The sequence below is a fragment of the Bradyrhizobium sp. HKCCYLS3070 genome (assembly GCF_051167575.1).
Classification (GTDB): Bacteria; Pseudomonadota; Alphaproteobacteria; order Rhizobiales; family Xanthobacteraceae; genus Bradyrhizobium.
In genome coordinates this window covers 72,061-87,177 of record NZ_JBNPTI010000017.1, presented here as the reverse complement: position 1 = coordinate 87,177, position 15,117 = coordinate 72,061, and the positions used below count along the sequence as shown (strand labels likewise).

The following is a 15,117-nucleotide window of genomic DNA, read 5'->3' as shown; positions in this document are numbered from 1 at the left end:
AGCGCCTCATCGATTCCCCCAAAAGAATCACTGGAGAATCATAACAGCCGCGCAGCGTTTTCACACAGCCAGGGTCATAAGCAGCCTATCGGCCCTCTGATTGCCGACTTCCGGTGCGGGCCGAGAGCGGACATCCTTGGCGCGACCTGCAGGGTTCGGGACAGGCCCACAACCGACCTTGCGCTCAAATTTTGCTCTTCGCCATATGGGGCACGATCTGTCGGCGCAATAGGAATCGGTCCGGTCAGGTTGGCTGGCCGGCCACTTTCGCGAGGTATCCGTCCCTCTGCATTTGGGTGAGGCCGGGTGACTGGCCTGACGCCCAAAGGGCGGCCAGCGCCTCGGCAGAAGCGAGATGCTCCATCTCCAGCAGAGCGGCCGTCTCAAGCAACATCGCGATCCTCTTTCCCGGCTGAACAGCGTCCTCGCTATTTCGGCATGTCCACCAATAGTCGCTCGGCTTGTCCATAAACTCACCAATTCGCTTCCGCCAGTGCCCATCACCTGGGAAGATGCTCGGGTCGCGGTCCAATTTGCCAAGCCGTATGCTCAGGTTGATCGTGATCAATAGGCGGGGCTTGTCGCTCATTTGGCTGCTCTGGAACTCGACAAGGAGCTTCGCGTCGCCGCGATCGGCCGAGAAGCGCAGCCCGTTCTTTCGGAATCCGCGCTTCTTGAGAAGTTCGGCTACGGACGCCGCTGATCTTCTTCCAATCTTCGAGTGCCATCAGTCGACCTAAGCGCTGCAGGATGGCGCAGCTTCAGTGTTGCTGCGCGTGAGTTTCAGTCACGCCTTAGCAGCCACGACAGATGCCGCGAATTTTTGCGTCAATCTTCTTCTGCTCGTCGACCCACTCAGCAGGCCAATGTCCGCCTGCCCAAGGCAACTGCTTCCCGCCTGCAAAGTTGATGGGTAATGTAAAGGCGAAGCTATCGTCGCTCAACTCTGCGGGCGGCTCCGGAAATGGCTCCGCTCGCTCAATCATACTGAGGGCCGCCGTATCGAGTAACGCGGAGCCGGTGCTTTCCACCAGTTCTCTGGAAATCAGTTTTCCCTGCCGATCGATGACAAACTTGACCTTGGCCGTGCCACTTTGACCGGCCGCCCCGGGCGGAAACGTTCTCTTGCTAACTAACAGTATGACAATCTTCTTTTTCCACGCTTCGAGCGAACTTGCCTGAGCGCCGACACTTTCCGTTTGCGCATATGAGAAAGACGCCGAAGCCAATAGAAGTACGAACAGGCCGGCCAGCAAGGGGATTCTCGCGTTCATAAGCTGATGTCATCACACGCAAAGATAATTCATCACCAAGAATGCGATACGGCGCAGTCGCGTAAAGCGCCCGTCCGCTATGGACGGGTGGGCGCTTCGGGTCAGAAGCACACCTACGTGGGGGTGACGGTATCGCGGTTCGTTCGTCAGCCCCCGGGACCGTCTTTCATGATGTAGCCCATCAGGCCGTCCACGTTGTGCTCCAGATCCCGGATGATGTTCTTGACGACGTCTCCGATCGAGATCACGCCCACGGCCTAGGCCGCGTCCAATGCGGGCAGATGGCGAAAGCTGCGCTGAGCCATCATCGCCATGCAACCGTCCAGCGGATGGTCCGGCTTGACCGTCACCGGGTCGCGCGTCATTTACCTGGCTCACCGGCATCTGCTTCGCATCGAACCCGGGCAGCAGCACCTTGATGGCGCAGTCACCCTGGGTGACGATGCCGACCAGCACGCCGTCGTCGATGACCAGCACCGACCGGCCCCGATTGTCGCGCATCTGGCGCAAGGCTTCGACGACCATGTCGCCGGAACGAACATGGATCAGGGCGCCGCTCTTCTGGGCCAGAGCGCTTCTGACTGTGCTCATCGATCTCCCTCTCGTGGGCTCTGTCCGGCCCTGCCTTGATCAGGATAGTCGAAATATCTCACCTCGTCAGCACCGCGCCGATGCCGTCGGCCTGCCCACGAACCGAACTCGGTCAAGGGTCAAAAGCAGAGATCGGTGGACGTTTCTCGAAACGCCGGCCTCGGGCCGATCGCAGAAGTCCAGCGAGCCTGGAACGGCACCTTAGCCCGCCGGCGCGGGTTCTTCCCGAGTCGGGCACCCAATGGCGCATGGACGCGCCGCAGCGCGAGCGCTGCATGCATCGACTGCCCAGGAAATGAGCCGCTGCCTTCGCGAAGCCCGCGGCCCGGCGACCGCCCCGTTGTCAGCTGCCCTTTCAAGTCATTGAATGAGTTCGGACTTCGTCCGGCCTGCGGCGATGCCGGGGATTGTACACAATGGCATAGCGCTTGCTTCGTCTGTTGCGAGGCATTCTCGTGGAGAGGCTAGCGGCTGGTATGGCGAACTCATCTGCATCGGCAACCGCTACGATCACGGCCGAGCCGGAGCCGATCACGCTCGATCTCTCCAAGACCGCGCTGGTCATCATCGACATGCAGCGCGACTTCATGGAGCCGGGTGGATTCGGCGAGACGCTGGGCAACGACGTCTCGCAGCTCGCCCGTGCGGTTGTCCCGATTGCCAACGTGCTGGCGGCGGCGCGCAAGAGCGGCATGCTGGTGATCCATACGCGCGAGGGGCACGCGCCGGATCTCTCCGACGCGCCGCCGGCCAAGGTCGAGCGCGGCGCGCCGTCACTTCGCATCGGCGATCCCGGCCCGATGGGGCGCATCCTCATTCGCGGCGAGGCCGGGCACGACATCATTCCCGCGCTCTATCCTGTCGACGGCGAGATCGTGATCGACAAGCCGGGGAAGGGCGCCTTCTACGCCACCGAACTCGGTGACGTGCTGAAGCATCACGGCGTCGAAAACCTGCTGGTGTGCGGCGTCACCACCGAGGTCTGCGTCAACACCACCGTGCGCGAGGCCAATGACCGCGGTTATCGCTGCGTCGTCATCTCCGACGGCTGCGCGTCCTACTTCCCGGAATTCCACGAGATGGGCCTGAAGATGATCAAGGCACAGGGCGGCATCTTCGGCTGGGTCGCGGAGTCGACCGCGGTGCTGAAGGCCATGAGCTGAGAGAGAGCTGAGAGACGAGTCGAGACGAATGAGTTCGGTCATGTAGTCGCTGCAAGCAACAGGGGAGCAAGGCGATGAGCGGAAGCGGGACGGCAAGCTCGGTAAGAGCGGATTTCAAGCCGGTGCTCTGGACACCCGGAGACTGGAACGCGTTCTTCGGTTTCGGCACCAACATCCTCGTCAACATGCTCGTCCTCACCGGACTGTTGCGCTTCGTGCTGAAGATGCCGGACAGCCTGGTGTTCGGCCGCATCCTGCCGGCGCTCGGCCTCATGATGTGCCTGTCGACCCTGTATTACGCCTTCCTCGCCTATCGCCTGGCGCAGAAGACCGGACGCAGCGACGTCTGCGCGCTGCCCTCGGGCGTCAGTGTCCCGCACATGTTCATCGTGACCTTCGTGATCATGCTGCCGATCACGCTCAAGACCGGCGATCCCCTGAAGGGCTGGTCGGCCGGCCTCGTCTGGGTGTTCTTCCAGAGCTTCATCCTGATGATCGGCGGCTTCGTCGCGCCCTACATCCGCAAGATCACGCCGCGGGCGGCGCTGCTCGGCACGCTCGCCGGCGTCTCGGTCACCTTCATCTCGATGCGGCCGGCGCTCGAGATGTACATGACGCCGCAGATCGGCCTGGTGTGCTTCGCGATCATTCTGGTGAGCTGGTTCGGCGGCGTGAAATATCCGAAGGGGCTGCCGGCCGGCCTGGTGGCGATCGCGGTCGGCATGATCATCGCGTGGGGCTCGAACCTGTTCGGCCTCGGTCTCGGCGGGCTCAGCGTCAAGGGCGTCGGGGACGCCTTTGCGAACTTCGGGTTCTCGGTGCCGCTGCCGGCCTTCGGCACGGTGTTCTCCGGCTTCGAATATCTCGGGATCATCCTGGTGACTGCGATTCCGTTCGGCATCTACGACCTCGTCGAGGCGATGGATAACGTCGAGAGCGCGGAAGCCGCGGGCGACGAATATCCGACCACGCGGGTGCTGACCGCCGACGGCATCGTCAGCCTGATCGGCTGCATGATGGGCAATCCTTTCATCAACGCGGTCTATATCGGCCATCCCGGCTGGAAGGCGATGGGCGGCCGCATCGGCTACTCCGCGGCGACCGGGCTGATGGTGATCGTGCTGTCCTGGCTCGGCATCATCTCGGTGCTGCTGGCACTGGTGCCGGTGGTCGCGATTTCGCCGATCCTGCTCTACATCGGCATGCTGATCGGCGCGCAGGCGTTCCAGACCACGCCGGTCAAGCACGCGCCCGCGATCGTGCTCGCCTTCACGCCGCATCTCGCCGCCTGGGCCAAGCTGCAGATCGACACCATGCTGGCCTCGACGGTGGCCGCGGCGCAGAGCGTCGGCGGCCTCGCGGCCGACAAGGTCGATGCGGTCAAGACCGCTGCGATCGCGGCGCTGCCGCAGCAGGGCGTGCTGTATCACGGGCTCGAAGTGATGGGCGGCGGCTCGATCCTCGCCGGCCTCGTGCTCGGCGCGATCGGCGTGTTCGTGATCGAGCGCGACTTTATCAAGGCGGCGGCGTTCGCGCTCGCCGGCGCCGTCATGACCTATTTCGGCTTCATGCATGGCGAGGCGGTCGGCATCGGTGGCGGTTTCGGCGTGACGCCGGCGGTGGCGCTGGCCTATGCGGCCGTCGCAGGCGGGCTGTTCGCACTGGGGCGGCTCGGCACGTCCGAGAGCTACCTGGCGCATGCCGACATGCATGTGGCGCCGGCAGAATAGGTATCTTTTCAACGGGAACGACAACCGGCGGCATGGCCGCCGGTTATGATTTTCACGCGCCCGGCTGATCGAGATAATAGCGGAGCAGCGCCTGGCCCGGCTCGGACAGCCATTCGGCCGCCCCGGTGACATAGCCTTCGATCAATCCCCTCGTGCCGACCAGATAGGTGATCGGCATCGCCGGCGTCGCGAAGATCGAGGCATCGGCATTGGCCGGATTGGTCGCTTGCGCATGCGGATCGGCGAAGGAGGCGCGGGGCATCGCGATCGCCTCGGCATAGCGGCGGATGCTCTTGATGTCGCGCCGGTCGGTGCAGATGGTCCAGACGTCGAGCGCCGGAATCCGCATCCGCTCCAGCCCGGCCAGCGTCGGCAGGTCGATCTTGCACGCCGCGCACCAGCTCGCCCAGAGATTGACCAGCGTGACATGGCCGGGCTTGGGCGCGAGCGTCACGTCCTTGCCGCCCATGTCCTGCAGCTTCAACGGCGGCAGCGCCTGGCGCGGCCGCTCGACGATGAACTGGGTGCGGCCGCTGCGGAACACCGGCGGGCTCGGGTCCTGTGCGCCGGCGCAAGCAGGCCTGCTTGTCAGCAGCAGCAGGCTGGCCGCGGCCAGCAGCAGATCGCGCCGTGCGGGCGCGCTCAAAGCCTCAGCCATGGACGTAGGCCCAGCCTTTGCGCTGCAGCTCGACGACGCGGCCGATGCCGAACGGCACCAGCCTGGCGCCGTCGATCAGCTGGATCGTGAGGTTCTCCTTGCTCTCCGCGATCGACTTCGACGAGGCGCACATGCTGAAGCCGATATGCGGATACATCTGCCGCAGCGCCGCGAGCGGCTCCTTGAGCGGTGATTTGTCGGCGCGAAATACGTCGATGCCGGTGCCGTTGGCGACGACCTCGATCGCGGGGGTCTGTCCGAGACTGCCGAAATGCCGCGTCAGATTGCCGGAATAGCTGATGGCGTGACCCATCACATGGGGGTCGTTGCGGTCGATCAGCACGACAATGCCGGCGCGATGCTGGGCGACGGCCGGGACGGCGGGGGCTGGGGCGCCGAGGGCTGTCGCGCCAGCGAGAAAGCCGCGGCGCGACACGTCAGGGATCGGTTCGCTCATCATGGCTTCCTTCAAAGCACGCGATGCGCCGGCGCTGGATGGCCAGCGCCGGCGATGCTCGGATCAGCCGCGCGGCGCGATCGGCGCCTTGCCGTTGCGGCCCCACAGTACGAACAGCGACAGCGCCAGCAGCAGGATGTTCAGGGGCGTGACCGCCGCTTCGCCGCGGGAGATGTGGAAGGCGAACGCGAACACCTGCAGCGTGGCACAGCCGATTGCGGCCAGCACGGTCAGGCGCGGCATGATGCGGGTCAGCGACGGCAGCAGGATGCCGAGCCCGCCAGCCAGATCGATCAAGCCGATGGTGCGGACGAAGGCCACCGAATATTCGCCGGTCCACGGCATCATCTGGGCGAGTTCCTTGATCGGGGTGAAGACCTTGGTGACGCCGGCGAAGCAGAACAGGGCGAAGAGCAGGGTCTGGGCGACCCACAGGCCGATGCGCAGCGCCAGCGGGGGCTGGAGTGGGCTGAGATCGGTAGTCGATGCGGTGCTGGACATCGTCGGAGCTCCAAATGAAAAGGTGCCCGACATTGATAATTTCTTCTGGTTTGATCATTATGCTTTTCGTTAAGTCATCATTTTCTATGGGTTGATGATAAGTGGATACGCTGGTCAGTATTCGGGTGTTCTGCCAGGTCGCGGAGCTCAAGAGCTTCGCGGCCGCCGCCGATCGCCTGGGGCTTTCGGCGGCGATGGCCTCCAAGCATGTCATGCAGCTGGAGCAGCGGCTCTCGACCCGGCTGCTCAACCGCTCCAGCCGGCGGGTCGGCCTGACCGAGGCCGGCCAAGTCTATTTCGACCAGGTGCGGCCGATGCTGGAGTCTCTCGACGAGGTCGAGGCCGTCGTCAGCAAGGCGACCGTGATCCCGCGCGGCACCCTGAAGGTCAGCGCGCCGGTATGGTTCGCCAATCCGCTGTTTGCCGGCACGCTCGCGGCGTACCGCGCGCGCTATCCGGACGTGGTGATCGATCTCGATCTCAGCGGACGCCTGGTCAATCTCGTCGACGAGGGGTTTGATCTGGCGCTGCGCGTCTCGGCCACGCCCGGCGATGGGCTGATCGCGCGGCCGCTGTCGCCGGTGCTGATGCAGCTCGTCGCCGCGCCGAGCTATCTCGCCGCCGCCGGGCGGCCGAAGGCGGTGGCCGATCTCAATGGCCATGCAATGCTGAAATACGCGTTGTACCCGCTGCGGGCCATGATCCTGCCGACCGGAGAGGGCGAGGTGACGGTCAACTTCAACGAGGTGCTGATCAGCGGCAACGAGACGCTCCTGCATCACGCCGCTGTCGCCGGCATGGGCATGGCGGTGCTGCCGCGCTGGCTGATGGCCGACGACCTCGCCAGCGGCCGGCTCGAGACGGTGCTGCCGGAGATGCTGACGATCAAAGCGCCGCTGATGGCGGTCTATCCCAGCCGAAAATATCTCTCCGCCAAGGTCCGTACCTTCATCGACTTCATCGCCGCCGATCCCCTGATGAAGCAGGCCTCGGACGGACCTCTAGCCGCGATCGATCCGACGGCGGCGGGGGTGAGAAAGGGACGGAAGGCAGGATCTTGAGCATATTGGGTCGCCGGAGGTCTCCATGCCGTCATGGCCGGCCACGACGCGTAACCCATGGCACGGCTCGTTCGTAAGCGGCGTTCTGCAAGCTCGAACGACTGCCTGATAGCTCGCGAGACCTTGCCCGCTCACGGCCGCACCGCCGGCGCCTCCACCGGCATCCCTTGCGCCCGGGACATCAGATACAGCGCCAGCGCGATCATGTCGGGGGCGTCGAAATCGTAAGCCTGGGCGCGCACCCCGGTCATGCAGCCGCGCAGGCGGCGCTGCAGCGAGCCCATGCCTTGCCATTCCAGCCGGTAGATCGGATAGCCCGTCGGCTGTCCCTGCGTGATCGCGGAGCCGGCGAGATGCTTGCTCCAATTGTCATCGTGACAATTGGTGCAGGCGAGATTGAGCTGGCCCTGCCGCTGAAAAAACAGCTCGCGACCGCGCGCGATGAAGGGCTTGAGCCGCGGATCGTCGCCAGCGGTGATCGGCATCCCGCGCGATTGCTTCGCGATCAGCGCCGTCAGTGCCAGCAGCTCGCGGCTCTCTGCTGCGAACGGCGCCGCCTCCTGATGCTGTTTGCGGCAGAGATTGACGCGCTGGCCGAGATCGACCGGCGCACCGCTGGCGACATTGAAGGCGGGATAGCGCGCGGCGACGCCCTTCATGCTGACATCGACCGGGCCATGACAATCGCCGCACGCCTTGTTGGCCGTGCCTGCCTTCGTCGTCCACAGCGCCTCACCGTCGAGCACCGACAGCATCGCCGGATTGGCGGTGTCGTCGTCCTGCATCGCCCTGGTGTCCGACGACATGAAGTCATAGCCGGAGCGGCGCTCGGACTCAGCGATCTCGCCGGCAAGCACGGGCAAGGTCAGGACGATTGCCGTGACGACAGTGAGAAACGCAGACCGCATCATTCGATCGTGATCGCGGCGGCGGTGGTGGCGACGAACCCGTTGTCGCCGATCCATTCGAACTCGAAGCGGCCGCTCTCGGTAGCCGTGGTGAAGAACGACAGGAACGGATTGGCCGCGATGGCCGGATAGAGATCGGCGCGAAAGATCTCGGTGCCGTTGAAGCGGCAGGTGAAGCTGGTGATGATGTCGCGCGGGATGGCTTCGCCTGCGGCCGTATGGCGATAGCCCGGCTCCATGACGTGGCTCATCAGCGTCTTGATCTCGATGACGGCGCCGCGCTTGGCCTTGGCGGGAACGTTGACGAGGGCGGCAGGCATCACGGCATCTCCTCGGTGCAGGCGGCCAAGGTCACGATGACGTCGACGCTCGCCGACCAGAACGAGCCGTCGGAGAGCCTTGCGATCGCCACGACCTTCTGGGTGTCGGCGAGCCGGATGCGCGTCGTGACCTGGGCGCGGCCGGCGCTCGCCATCAGGTGAAAGCTGGCGACGTTGGGCTGCGGGTTCTTCTCGTTGAAGACGTGGATGCTCTTGACGAAATCGTCAGGCGTCATCGGGTGATCGACGCTGACGGTCATCGGCACGGTGTTGCCGTTCTCGACCAGTGGCGGGATGTCTAATCGGATCTTGCCGGCGTTCACCTTTGCCTCGCCGACGAGGTTGCGGATTGCCGACGCCAGCATCGCCGGCGTCGCCTGCGCAGGCCGGACCGTGATCAGCGGCAGCGCGCCCGCGGCGGTCAGCGTTCCAGCCAGTTGCAGCAGGTGGCGGCGGGACATGTGGGACGGTTCGAACATGCCGGTCATATGGGCTCACTCGCGCAAGGTCGCGAGATAGGCGACGATGTCTTCGATCTGCTCTGCCGACAGGATCGGCTTGTCGCGCCAGGCGGAACCGACGCGCGTCAACCCGTCGACGCGATAATAGGACGGCATGATCGTTTCCGGATTGAGCCTGGAGGCATCGACCAGCCGCAAGCGGAGCTGCGGGATCGTCGAACGGCTGCCGGCCCCGGCAAGGCTGGGCGCGAGATCGCCCTGGAAGCGCGCTTCCGGAAACGGGCCGGAGTGACAGAGGATGCAGGTCGAGCTGCGCGCGACCACCAGCGCGCGGCCGCGGGCGGCGTCGCCAGGCCGTCCGGTGAGGGAAGAGGCGATGCCGTCGCCGGTGATCGTAGTGGGCGCGAGTGTCTGCGCCGCGACAGTGGCGGGCAGGGCGGCCACGAGCGTGGCGATGACAAAGCTAGCCGAAGGCATCATGAGTCAGCGCCTTGAACCAGGCCGTCGCCGCGTCGGCCTCACGCGCGCGCGTCTCGCGCGGTGCGTCGACCGGGCTGGTCCGTCCGCCCTCGATCTCGGCGAAGATGTCTCCCTTGGGTTGGTAGACGCCGGCGAGCGAGAACGCGTCGTCCGGCGCGACGATGCTGTAACAGATGCCGGTCAGCGGCGGCGGCTCCGACGGTCGTCCCGTCAGATCGCGCGCGATCACGGCCGCGCACGCCTTGCCCTGCGCCTGGGCGGCGCCGGCCGATTTCGGGATGCCGCCGCCGAGACAGGCGTCACCGATGACATGGACGTCGGGGACGAGCTTCGAGGCGAAGGTCGCGGCATCGATCGGGCACCAGCCGGTGCGGTCGGTCGCGCCGGCGAGGGCGGCAATGCGGCCGGCCTTCTGCGGCGGGATGATGTTGGTCACATCGGGATTGTAGTTGCCGAACTCGGTGACGACGGTACGCGTGGCGATCTCGACGCCGGTGACGCGGCCGCCCTGCGACAGCGGAATGCGCTCGATCATGCCGGGGTAGAGCTGCTGCCACGCCTGCTCGAACAGCTTCTGCTGCGAGAAGCTGTCCTTGGCATCGAGGATCAGCACCTTCGACTTCGGCTTATGCGCCTTGAGATAATGCGCGATCAGGCTGGCGCGTTCGTAAGGCGCGGGCGGACAGCGCGACGGATTGGCCGGGACGGCGATCGCGACGGTGCCGCCATCCGGCATCGCCTCGATCTGCGTCCGCAGCAGCAGCGTCTGCTCGCCGGCCTTGTAGGCGTGCGGCATGACCGCGGAGGCGGCCTCGTCGTAGCCTTGCAGGGCCGTGAAATCGAGGTCGATGCCGGGCGCCAGCACGAGGCGGTCATAGGCCAGCGCGCTGCCGTCGGCGAACGTCACCTTGTGGGCCGGCGCATCGACCGCCGCGGCCGCCCGCAGCACAGTGCTCACGCCTTCGGCTGCGATCTTGTCATAGCCGAACTGCTGGGCACTGATATCGCGCAGGCTAGCGATGACCTCGTTGCTGAGCGGACACGCCGTGAAGGTCGTGTTGGCCTCGACCAGGGTGACGTCGAGCTTGCCATCGGCTTGGCGCAGCGCGCGGGCGCAACTGGCGCCGCCGAAGCCGCCGCCGATCACGACGACGCGCGCCATCGCTTGTGCGCGCAGCACGGCAGGGGCGGCGATCATGGCAACTGACGTCGCGATCAGGCCGCCGACCTCTCTGCGCGTGCGCTGTCGGGACATCGTCATCATCCTGCAATAGCACGGCGCCAGCCATTGTTCCCAACGGCCGCCGCCACGCGGGTCATGCGAAGGTGATGTTCTGGTCGCGCAGTGGCAACGAGCGGATGCGTTTCCCGGTGGCGGCAAAATACGCATTCAGCACGGCGGGCGCGGCGACGCCGATGGTCGGCTCGCCGACGCCGCCCCAGAAGCCGCCGCTCGGGATCATGATCGCTTCCACCTTCGGCATCTCGGCGATGCGCATAGAGTTGTAGCTGTCGAAGTTGGTCTCGACGATCCGTCCGTCCTTCACGGTGCAGCCGCCGTAGAACAGCGCCGAGAGGCCGTAGACGAACGAGCCGGCGATCTGCCGCTCCACCTGCGCCGGGTTGACGACGTAGCCGGGATCGGTCGAGGCGACGATGCGGTGGATCTTGATCTTGCTGCCGTCGATCACCGAGATCTCGGCGGCACCCGCGACGTAGCTGCCATAGCCGTGCAGTTGAGCGAGGCCACGGGACACGCCGTCCGGCGCCGGCGTGCCCCAGCCGATCTTCTCCGCGACAGCGTTGAGCACCGCGAGATGCTTGGGATGATCGGCCATCAGCTTGCGGCGGAACTCCAGCGGGTCCTGCCCGGCCGCATCGGCGAGCTCGTCCATGAAGCATTCGAGATAGATCGCGTTCTGGTTCACGTTGACGCCGCGCCAGAAGCCCGGATTGATGTGCGGGTTGCGCATCGCGTGTTCGATCAGCAAATTCGGCACGGAGTAGCCGATCGTGGCTTCGCCCGATGGTGCGAGCCCCTGGAAGGTCGCGGGGTCCTTGCCGTTGACCAGCGCGTCGGGCCGCAGGCTGAACAGGATCGACTGGCCGGAGATGCGCATGTGCAGCGCCGTCAGATTGTTGTCGGCGTCGAAGCCGCCGGTCAGCTTGCACTGCGTGATCGGATGATAGCGGCCGTGGGTCATGTCCTCCTCGCGCGACCACAACAGCTTGATCGGCGTGCCCGGCATCTCCTTGGCGATCTTCACCGCCTGGCGGACATAGTCGGTCTGGCCGCGCCGGCCGAAGCCGCCGCCGAGGATCAGCTTGTGCACCTCGCATTTGTCGGCGGTCAGCCCTGAGGCTTCCAGCACCGCGGCGAACGCCGCCTCGCCGTTCTGCGTGCCGCACCACACCTCGCATCGCTCGGGCGTGTAGAGCGCCGTGGCGTTCATCGGCTCCATCGTGGCGTGGTTCTGATAGGGATAGTTGTAGACGGCCTCGACCTTCCTGACGGCGCTCGCGAGCGCCGCCTTGGCGTCGCCGTTCTCGTTGCCGACAAAGGCGGGGCCGGACTCCAATCCTTCCGCGAGCCATTTGGCGATCGAGGCCGAGGAGACCTTGGCGTTCTCGCCTTCGTCCCACACGATCGGCAGCGCATCGAGCGCGGTCTTCGCGTGCCACCAGGTGTCGGCGACCACGGCCACGGCGGTGCCATCGATCGCCACCACCTTCTTGACGCCCTTCATGCCGGCGATCTTGGCCTCGTCATAGCTCTTCAGCTTGCCGCCGGTGACCGGACAGTCCTTGATCGCGGCGTTGAGCATGTTCGGCAGCTTCATGTCGGCGCCGTAGATCATCGCGCCGGTGACCTTGTCGGCGGTGTCGAGCCGTCTCACGCCCTTGCCGATCAGGGTCCAGTCCTTCGGATCCTTCAGCTTGACGTCGGCAGGCGGCGTCAGCTTCGCGGCGGCTTCCGCCACCTTGCCGTAGGTCGTCGTGCGGCCCGACGCCTTGTGGGTGATGACGCTGTTGGCGGCGGTGCATTCGGCCGCCGGAACCTTCCATTCATCGGCGGCCGCCTGGATCAGCATCATGCGCGCGGCGGCGCCGCCTTTGCGGACGTAGTCCTGCGACGAGCGGATGCCGCGGCTGCCGCCGGTGGAGAAATCGCCCCACACGCGCTTGCGGGCGACGTTCTGGCCGGGCGTCGGATATTCGGTCGTGACCTTGCTCCAGTCGCAGGCAAGCTCCTCCGCGACGAGCTGGGCGAGCCCGGTCAGCGAGCCCTGGCCCATTTCCGAGCGGGCGATGCGGATCACCACGGTGTCGTCGGGCCGGACGACGACCCATGCATTGACCTCGGGTGAGCCATCGGCTGCGCGCACCACCTGCGGGCCGCCGAAGGGGATATCGAGGCCGAGGGCGAGGCCGCCGCCGAGTGCGGCGGTGCCGATGACGAAGGACCGGCGGTCGAGGCGCGGCGTCACATGCTGGTTCATGCCGTCCTCCTCAGGCGTTGGCCGCGGCGTGGATCGCCTCGCGCACCTGCGCGAAGGTTCCACAGCGGCAGATGTTGGTGATGGCGTCGTTGATGTCCTGATCGCTCGGCTTCGGATTGTCCTTGAGCAGTGCCGCGACGGCCATGATCATGCCGCTCTGGCAGTAGCCGCATTGCGGAACGTCGTTCTCCACCCAGGCCTGCTGCACCTTGTGCAGCCCGTTGTCGCTCGCGAGCCCCTCGATGGTGGTGATCTGCTTGCCCTGGGCCTCGGAGACGGTGACGCCACAGGCGCGCACGGCCGCGCCGTCGAGATGCACGGTGCAGGCGCCGCATTGTGCAATGCCGCAGCCATATTTGGTGCCGGTCAGTCCGGCGTTCTCGCGGATCGCCCACAGCAGCGGCGTGTCGGGCTCGACGTCCAGAGTATAGGATTGTCCGTTGATCGTGAGGTTTGCCATCGCAGATCCCTTTCGTTCAACTCGCCAGTTGAACAGAGGGCGGCAATGTGGCGCGAACGTTTGCATCCTTCAAATCAAGAATATGCGTTTGCCGCGCGGGAAGATTTGTGATGAGCCGGGGTTGTAGTTGCTTCGGCTCATGGGCCGCGCGGCGGAGCTACGGCCAGCCGCAGAAAGCTCATCACGCTGCCCAGCGCGGCGAAACCTGCGCCGAGGGCCAAGGCAAGGGTGGCTCCGTCGTGCCCCGCAAGGCTGAAGCACAAGGCGGCCAGCGCCGCGCCGGTGGTCTGACCGGTCAACCGGGCCGTGGCGACGATGCCGCTGGCGCCGCCGCTGCGATGGGGCGGGGCGCTTGACATGATAGCCTTCATGTTCGGCGCCTGGAAGAAGCCGAACCCGATGCCGCAGATCAGCATGCGCCAGACGATGTTGGCGACGCTCGGGTTCTCGGGCAGCATGGCGAGCAGGGCCATGCCGGATCCGAGCATCACCAGGCCGATGCCGCCGAGCAGGCCGGCGGGAAAACGGTCCGACAGCCGCCCGGCGATCGGGGCCATGATCGTGACCGCGAGCGGCCAGGGTGTCATGAAGAACCCGGTCTCGACCTGCGAACGCTGGAGAATGTCCTCGAAATAGAACGGCAGCGACACGAAGCCGAGGCCCTGCACCGAGAAGGAGCAAACCGCGGTCGCCGCCGACAGCGCGAAAACCCCGCGGCGGAACAGATCGATCGGCAGCATCGGCGCCGGGTGGTCGGCCTGGCGGCGGGTCAGGATGACGCCGAGCACGAGCGCGCCGACAAGCTCTGCCAACACCATGGCCGGCGTCGCGCCATGCGCTGCGCTGCCGATGCCGGTGATGAACAGGCCGAGGCAGAGCGCAGCGAGCCCGGCGCCGAGAAAGTCGAAGCCATGCTCGGCGCGCGGCGTTCGCGGCAGCATCTTCATGCCGATCGCGATGGCGATCAGGCCGAAGGGGAGGTTGATCGCAAACAGCCAAGGCCAGGAGCCGAGCGAGAGAATGGCGGACGCAATGGTCGGGCCGAAGGTGAAGGAGATGCCGACCACGAGCGCGTTGTGGCCGAGGCCGCGTCCGAGCATCTTTCCGGGATAGACGAAGCGCACCAGCGCGGTGTTGACGCTCATGATGCCGCTGGCGCCGAGGCCCTGCAATGCGCGGGCGACGACCAGGGTCGGTAGCGACCACGCCAGCGCGCAGCCGACCGAGGCCAGCGTGAACAGCAGGAGGCCGCCGAGATAGATGCGCTGATGGCCGACGATCTCGCCGAGCGCGCCGAGCGGCAGCAAGGTCGCCACCAGCGCGATCTGGTAGATGTTGACCACCCAGACCACCTCGGCCGGGGAGACGTGGAGATCGGCCGAGATCGACGGCAGCGCGATGTTGGCGATGGCGACGTCGAGCGAGGCCATCGACAGCGCGGTGAAGATCGCCGCGATCGCCCAGGGACGCTGGCCCGGCGGCAGGCCGTCGGCGGTGCCGTCGCCGGCGAGCCTCGAAGCGTGGTGGCGGTTGGACATGGAGACCTTTGGAGA

Annotated in this window: 17 protein-coding genes; 3 read left to right on the top strand and 14 right to left on the bottom strand. The window is 65.8% G+C overall.

Features of this window, described 5'->3' with window-relative positions:
- Positions 1 to 244: 244 nt before the first annotated feature.
- From ACQR03_RS30990 to ACQR03_RS30980, 3 genes are all read right to left on the bottom strand, one after another.
- Positions 245 to 715 carry a DUF4304 domain-containing protein gene (locus ACQR03_RS30990; RefSeq protein ID WP_316225570.1) on the bottom strand — a complete coding sequence of 157 codons (471 nt, stop codon included), beginning with the start codon at positions 713 to 715 and terminating at the stop codon, positions 245 to 247.
- A 79-nt stretch (positions 716 to 794) separates the two neighbouring features.
- Positions 795 to 1,256 carry an energy transducer TonB family protein gene (locus tag ACQR03_RS30985; protein WP_434842229.1) on the bottom strand — a complete coding sequence of 154 codons (462 nt, stop codon included), beginning with the start codon at positions 1,254 to 1,256 and terminating at the stop codon, positions 795 to 797.
- Positions 1,257 to 1,286: 30 nt separating this feature from the next.
- Positions 1,287 to 1,865: a CBS domain-containing protein gene (locus tag ACQR03_RS30980; protein WP_316225086.1), complete on the bottom strand. Its 579-nt coding sequence runs from the start codon at positions 1,863 to 1,865 to the stop codon at positions 1,287 to 1,289.
- Between the two features lie 476 nt (positions 1,866 to 2,341).
- On the opposite strand from ACQR03_RS30980, the gene ACQR03_RS30975 reads away from it, so the two are divergent.
- Together ACQR03_RS30975 and ACQR03_RS30970 are read left to right on the top strand one after the other, a co-directional pair.
- On the top strand, positions 2,342 to 3,028 hold the full coding sequence (locus ACQR03_RS30975; RefSeq protein ID WP_434842228.1) for a cysteine hydrolase family protein: 687 nt from the start codon (positions 2,342 to 2,344) through the stop codon (positions 3,026 to 3,028).
- 74 nt (positions 3,029 to 3,102) lie between these two features.
- On the top strand, positions 3,103 to 4,758 hold the full coding sequence (locus ACQR03_RS30970) for a regulator (RefSeq protein ID WP_434842227.1): 1,656 nt from the start codon (positions 3,103 to 3,105) through the stop codon (positions 4,756 to 4,758).
- A gap of 52 nt (positions 4,759 to 4,810) precedes the next feature.
- Here ACQR03_RS30970 and ACQR03_RS30965 read toward each other — a convergent pair whose 3' ends face one another.
- The 3 genes from ACQR03_RS30965 to ACQR03_RS30955 form a co-directional block, all read right to left on the bottom strand.
- Positions 4,811 to 5,302 (bottom strand): TlpA disulfide reductase family protein, encoded by a 492-nt coding sequence (locus tag ACQR03_RS30965; RefSeq protein WP_434842231.1) that lies wholly within the window; start codon positions 5,300 to 5,302, stop codon positions 4,811 to 4,813.
- 106 nt (positions 5,303 to 5,408) lie between these two features.
- Entirely contained in the window at positions 5,409 to 5,873 is a 465-nt protein-coding gene (locus tag ACQR03_RS30960; protein ID WP_315715677.1) for a DsrE family protein, read from the bottom strand.
- A gap of 63 nt (positions 5,874 to 5,936) precedes the next feature.
- On the bottom strand, positions 5,937 to 6,374 hold the full coding sequence (locus ACQR03_RS30955; protein ID WP_315715678.1) for a DoxX family protein: 438 nt from the start codon (positions 6,372 to 6,374) through the stop codon (positions 5,937 to 5,939).
- A 101-nt stretch (positions 6,375 to 6,475) separates the two neighbouring features.
- On the opposite strand from ACQR03_RS30955, the gene ACQR03_RS30950 reads away from it, so the two are divergent.
- A complete protein-coding gene (locus ACQR03_RS30950; RefSeq protein WP_316193901.1) occupies positions 6,476 to 7,435 on the top strand; it encodes a LysR family transcriptional regulator in 960 nt (319 codons plus the stop codon).
- A 131-nt stretch (positions 7,436 to 7,566) separates the two neighbouring features.
- Here the strand turns inward: ACQR03_RS30950 and soxA are convergent, their stop codons facing one another.
- The 8 genes from soxA to ACQR03_RS30910 form a co-directional block, all read right to left on the bottom strand.
- On the bottom strand, positions 7,567 to 8,343 hold the full coding sequence (gene soxA, locus ACQR03_RS30945; RefSeq protein ID WP_316193928.1) for a sulfur oxidation c-type cytochrome SoxA: 777 nt from the start codon (positions 8,341 to 8,343) through the stop codon (positions 7,567 to 7,569).
- The gene (gene soxZ, locus ACQR03_RS30940; RefSeq protein ID WP_315715681.1) at positions 8,343 to 8,663 is read right to left on the bottom strand and encodes a thiosulfate oxidation carrier complex protein SoxZ; all 321 of its coding nucleotides are present in this window, start codon (positions 8,661 to 8,663) and stop codon (positions 8,343 to 8,345) included. Before soxZ ends, soxA begins: the two co-directional genes overlap by 1 nt.
- Positions 8,663 to 9,151, bottom strand: a complete 489-nt coding sequence (locus ACQR03_RS30935; protein WP_316191794.1) for a SoxY-related AACIE arm protein — start codon at positions 9,149 to 9,151, stop codon at positions 8,663 to 8,665. The genes soxZ and ACQR03_RS30935 overlap by 1 nt, the downstream gene beginning before the upstream one ends.
- 6 nt (positions 9,152 to 9,157) lie before the next feature.
- Positions 9,158 to 9,604 carry a sulfur oxidation c-type cytochrome SoxX gene (gene soxX / locus ACQR03_RS30930; RefSeq protein ID WP_316193902.1) on the bottom strand — a complete coding sequence of 149 codons (447 nt, stop codon included), beginning with the start codon at positions 9,602 to 9,604 and terminating at the stop codon, positions 9,158 to 9,160.
- Entirely contained in the window at positions 9,588 to 10,865 is a 1,278-nt protein-coding gene (locus ACQR03_RS30925; RefSeq protein ID WP_316193903.1) for an NAD(P)/FAD-dependent oxidoreductase, read from the bottom strand. The genes soxX and ACQR03_RS30925 overlap by 17 nt, the downstream gene beginning before the upstream one ends.
- Before the next feature lie 55 nt (positions 10,866 to 10,920).
- The gene (locus ACQR03_RS30920) at positions 10,921 to 13,104 is read right to left on the bottom strand and encodes a molybdopterin cofactor-binding domain-containing protein (protein ID WP_434842226.1); all 2,184 of its coding nucleotides are present in this window, start codon (positions 13,102 to 13,104) and stop codon (positions 10,921 to 10,923) included.
- Between the two features lie 10 nt (positions 13,105 to 13,114).
- Positions 13,115 to 13,564: a (2Fe-2S)-binding protein gene (locus tag ACQR03_RS30915; RefSeq protein WP_315754218.1), complete on the bottom strand. Its 450-nt coding sequence runs from the start codon at positions 13,562 to 13,564 to the stop codon at positions 13,115 to 13,117.
- Positions 13,565 to 13,701: 137 nt separating this feature from the next.
- Positions 13,702 to 15,102 carry an MFS transporter gene (locus ACQR03_RS30910; RefSeq protein ID WP_434842225.1) on the bottom strand — a complete coding sequence of 467 codons (1,401 nt, stop codon included), beginning with the start codon at positions 15,100 to 15,102 and terminating at the stop codon, positions 13,702 to 13,704.
- Positions 15,103 to 15,117 lie beyond the last annotated feature (15 nt).

Bases quoted from the DNA above. Each gene is read 5' to 3' on its own strand.
- ACQR03_RS30970 (WP_434842227.1), top strand. From the start codon at position 3,103: ATGAGCGGAAGCGGGACGGCAAGCTCGGTAAGAGCGGATTTCAAGCCG.
- ACQR03_RS30925 (WP_316193903.1), bottom strand. From the start codon at position 10,865: ATGACGATGTCCCGACAGCGCACGCGCAGAGAGGTCGGCGGCCTGATC.
- ACQR03_RS30960 (WP_315715677.1), bottom strand. From the start codon at position 5,873: ATGAGCGAACCGATCCCTGACGTGTCGCGCCGCGGCTTTCTCGCTGGC.
- ACQR03_RS30920 (WP_434842226.1), bottom strand. From the start codon at position 13,104: ATGAACCAGCATGTGACGCCGCGCCTCGACCGCCGGTCCTTCGTCATC.
- soxX (WP_316193902.1), bottom strand. From the start codon at position 9,604: ATGATGCCTTCGGCTAGCTTTGTCATCGCCACGCTCGTGGCCGCCCTG.
- soxA (WP_316193928.1), bottom strand. From the start codon at position 8,343: ATGCGGTCTGCGTTTCTCACTGTCGTCACGGCAATCGTCCTGACCTTG.
- soxZ (WP_315715681.1), bottom strand. From the start codon at position 8,663: ATGCCTGCCGCCCTCGTCAACGTTCCCGCCAAGGCCAAGCGCGGCGCC.
- ACQR03_RS30980 (WP_316225086.1), bottom strand. From the start codon at position 1,865: ATGAGCACAGTCAGAAGCGCTCTGGCCCAGAAGAGCGGCGCCCTGATC.
- ACQR03_RS30975 (WP_434842228.1), top strand. From the start codon at position 2,342: ATGGCGAACTCATCTGCATCGGCAACCGCTACGATCACGGCCGAGCCG.
- ACQR03_RS30955 (WP_315715678.1), bottom strand. From the start codon at position 6,374: ATGTCCAGCACCGCATCGACTACCGATCTCAGCCCACTCCAGCCCCCG.
- ACQR03_RS30910 (WP_434842225.1), bottom strand. From the start codon at position 15,102: ATGTCCAACCGCCACCACGCTTCGAGGCTCGCCGGCGACGGCACCGCC.
- ACQR03_RS30915 (WP_315754218.1), bottom strand. From the start codon at position 13,564: ATGGCAAACCTCACGATCAACGGACAATCCTATACTCTGGACGTCGAG.
- ACQR03_RS30935 (WP_316191794.1), bottom strand. From the start codon at position 9,151: ATGACCGGCATGTTCGAACCGTCCCACATGTCCCGCCGCCACCTGCTG.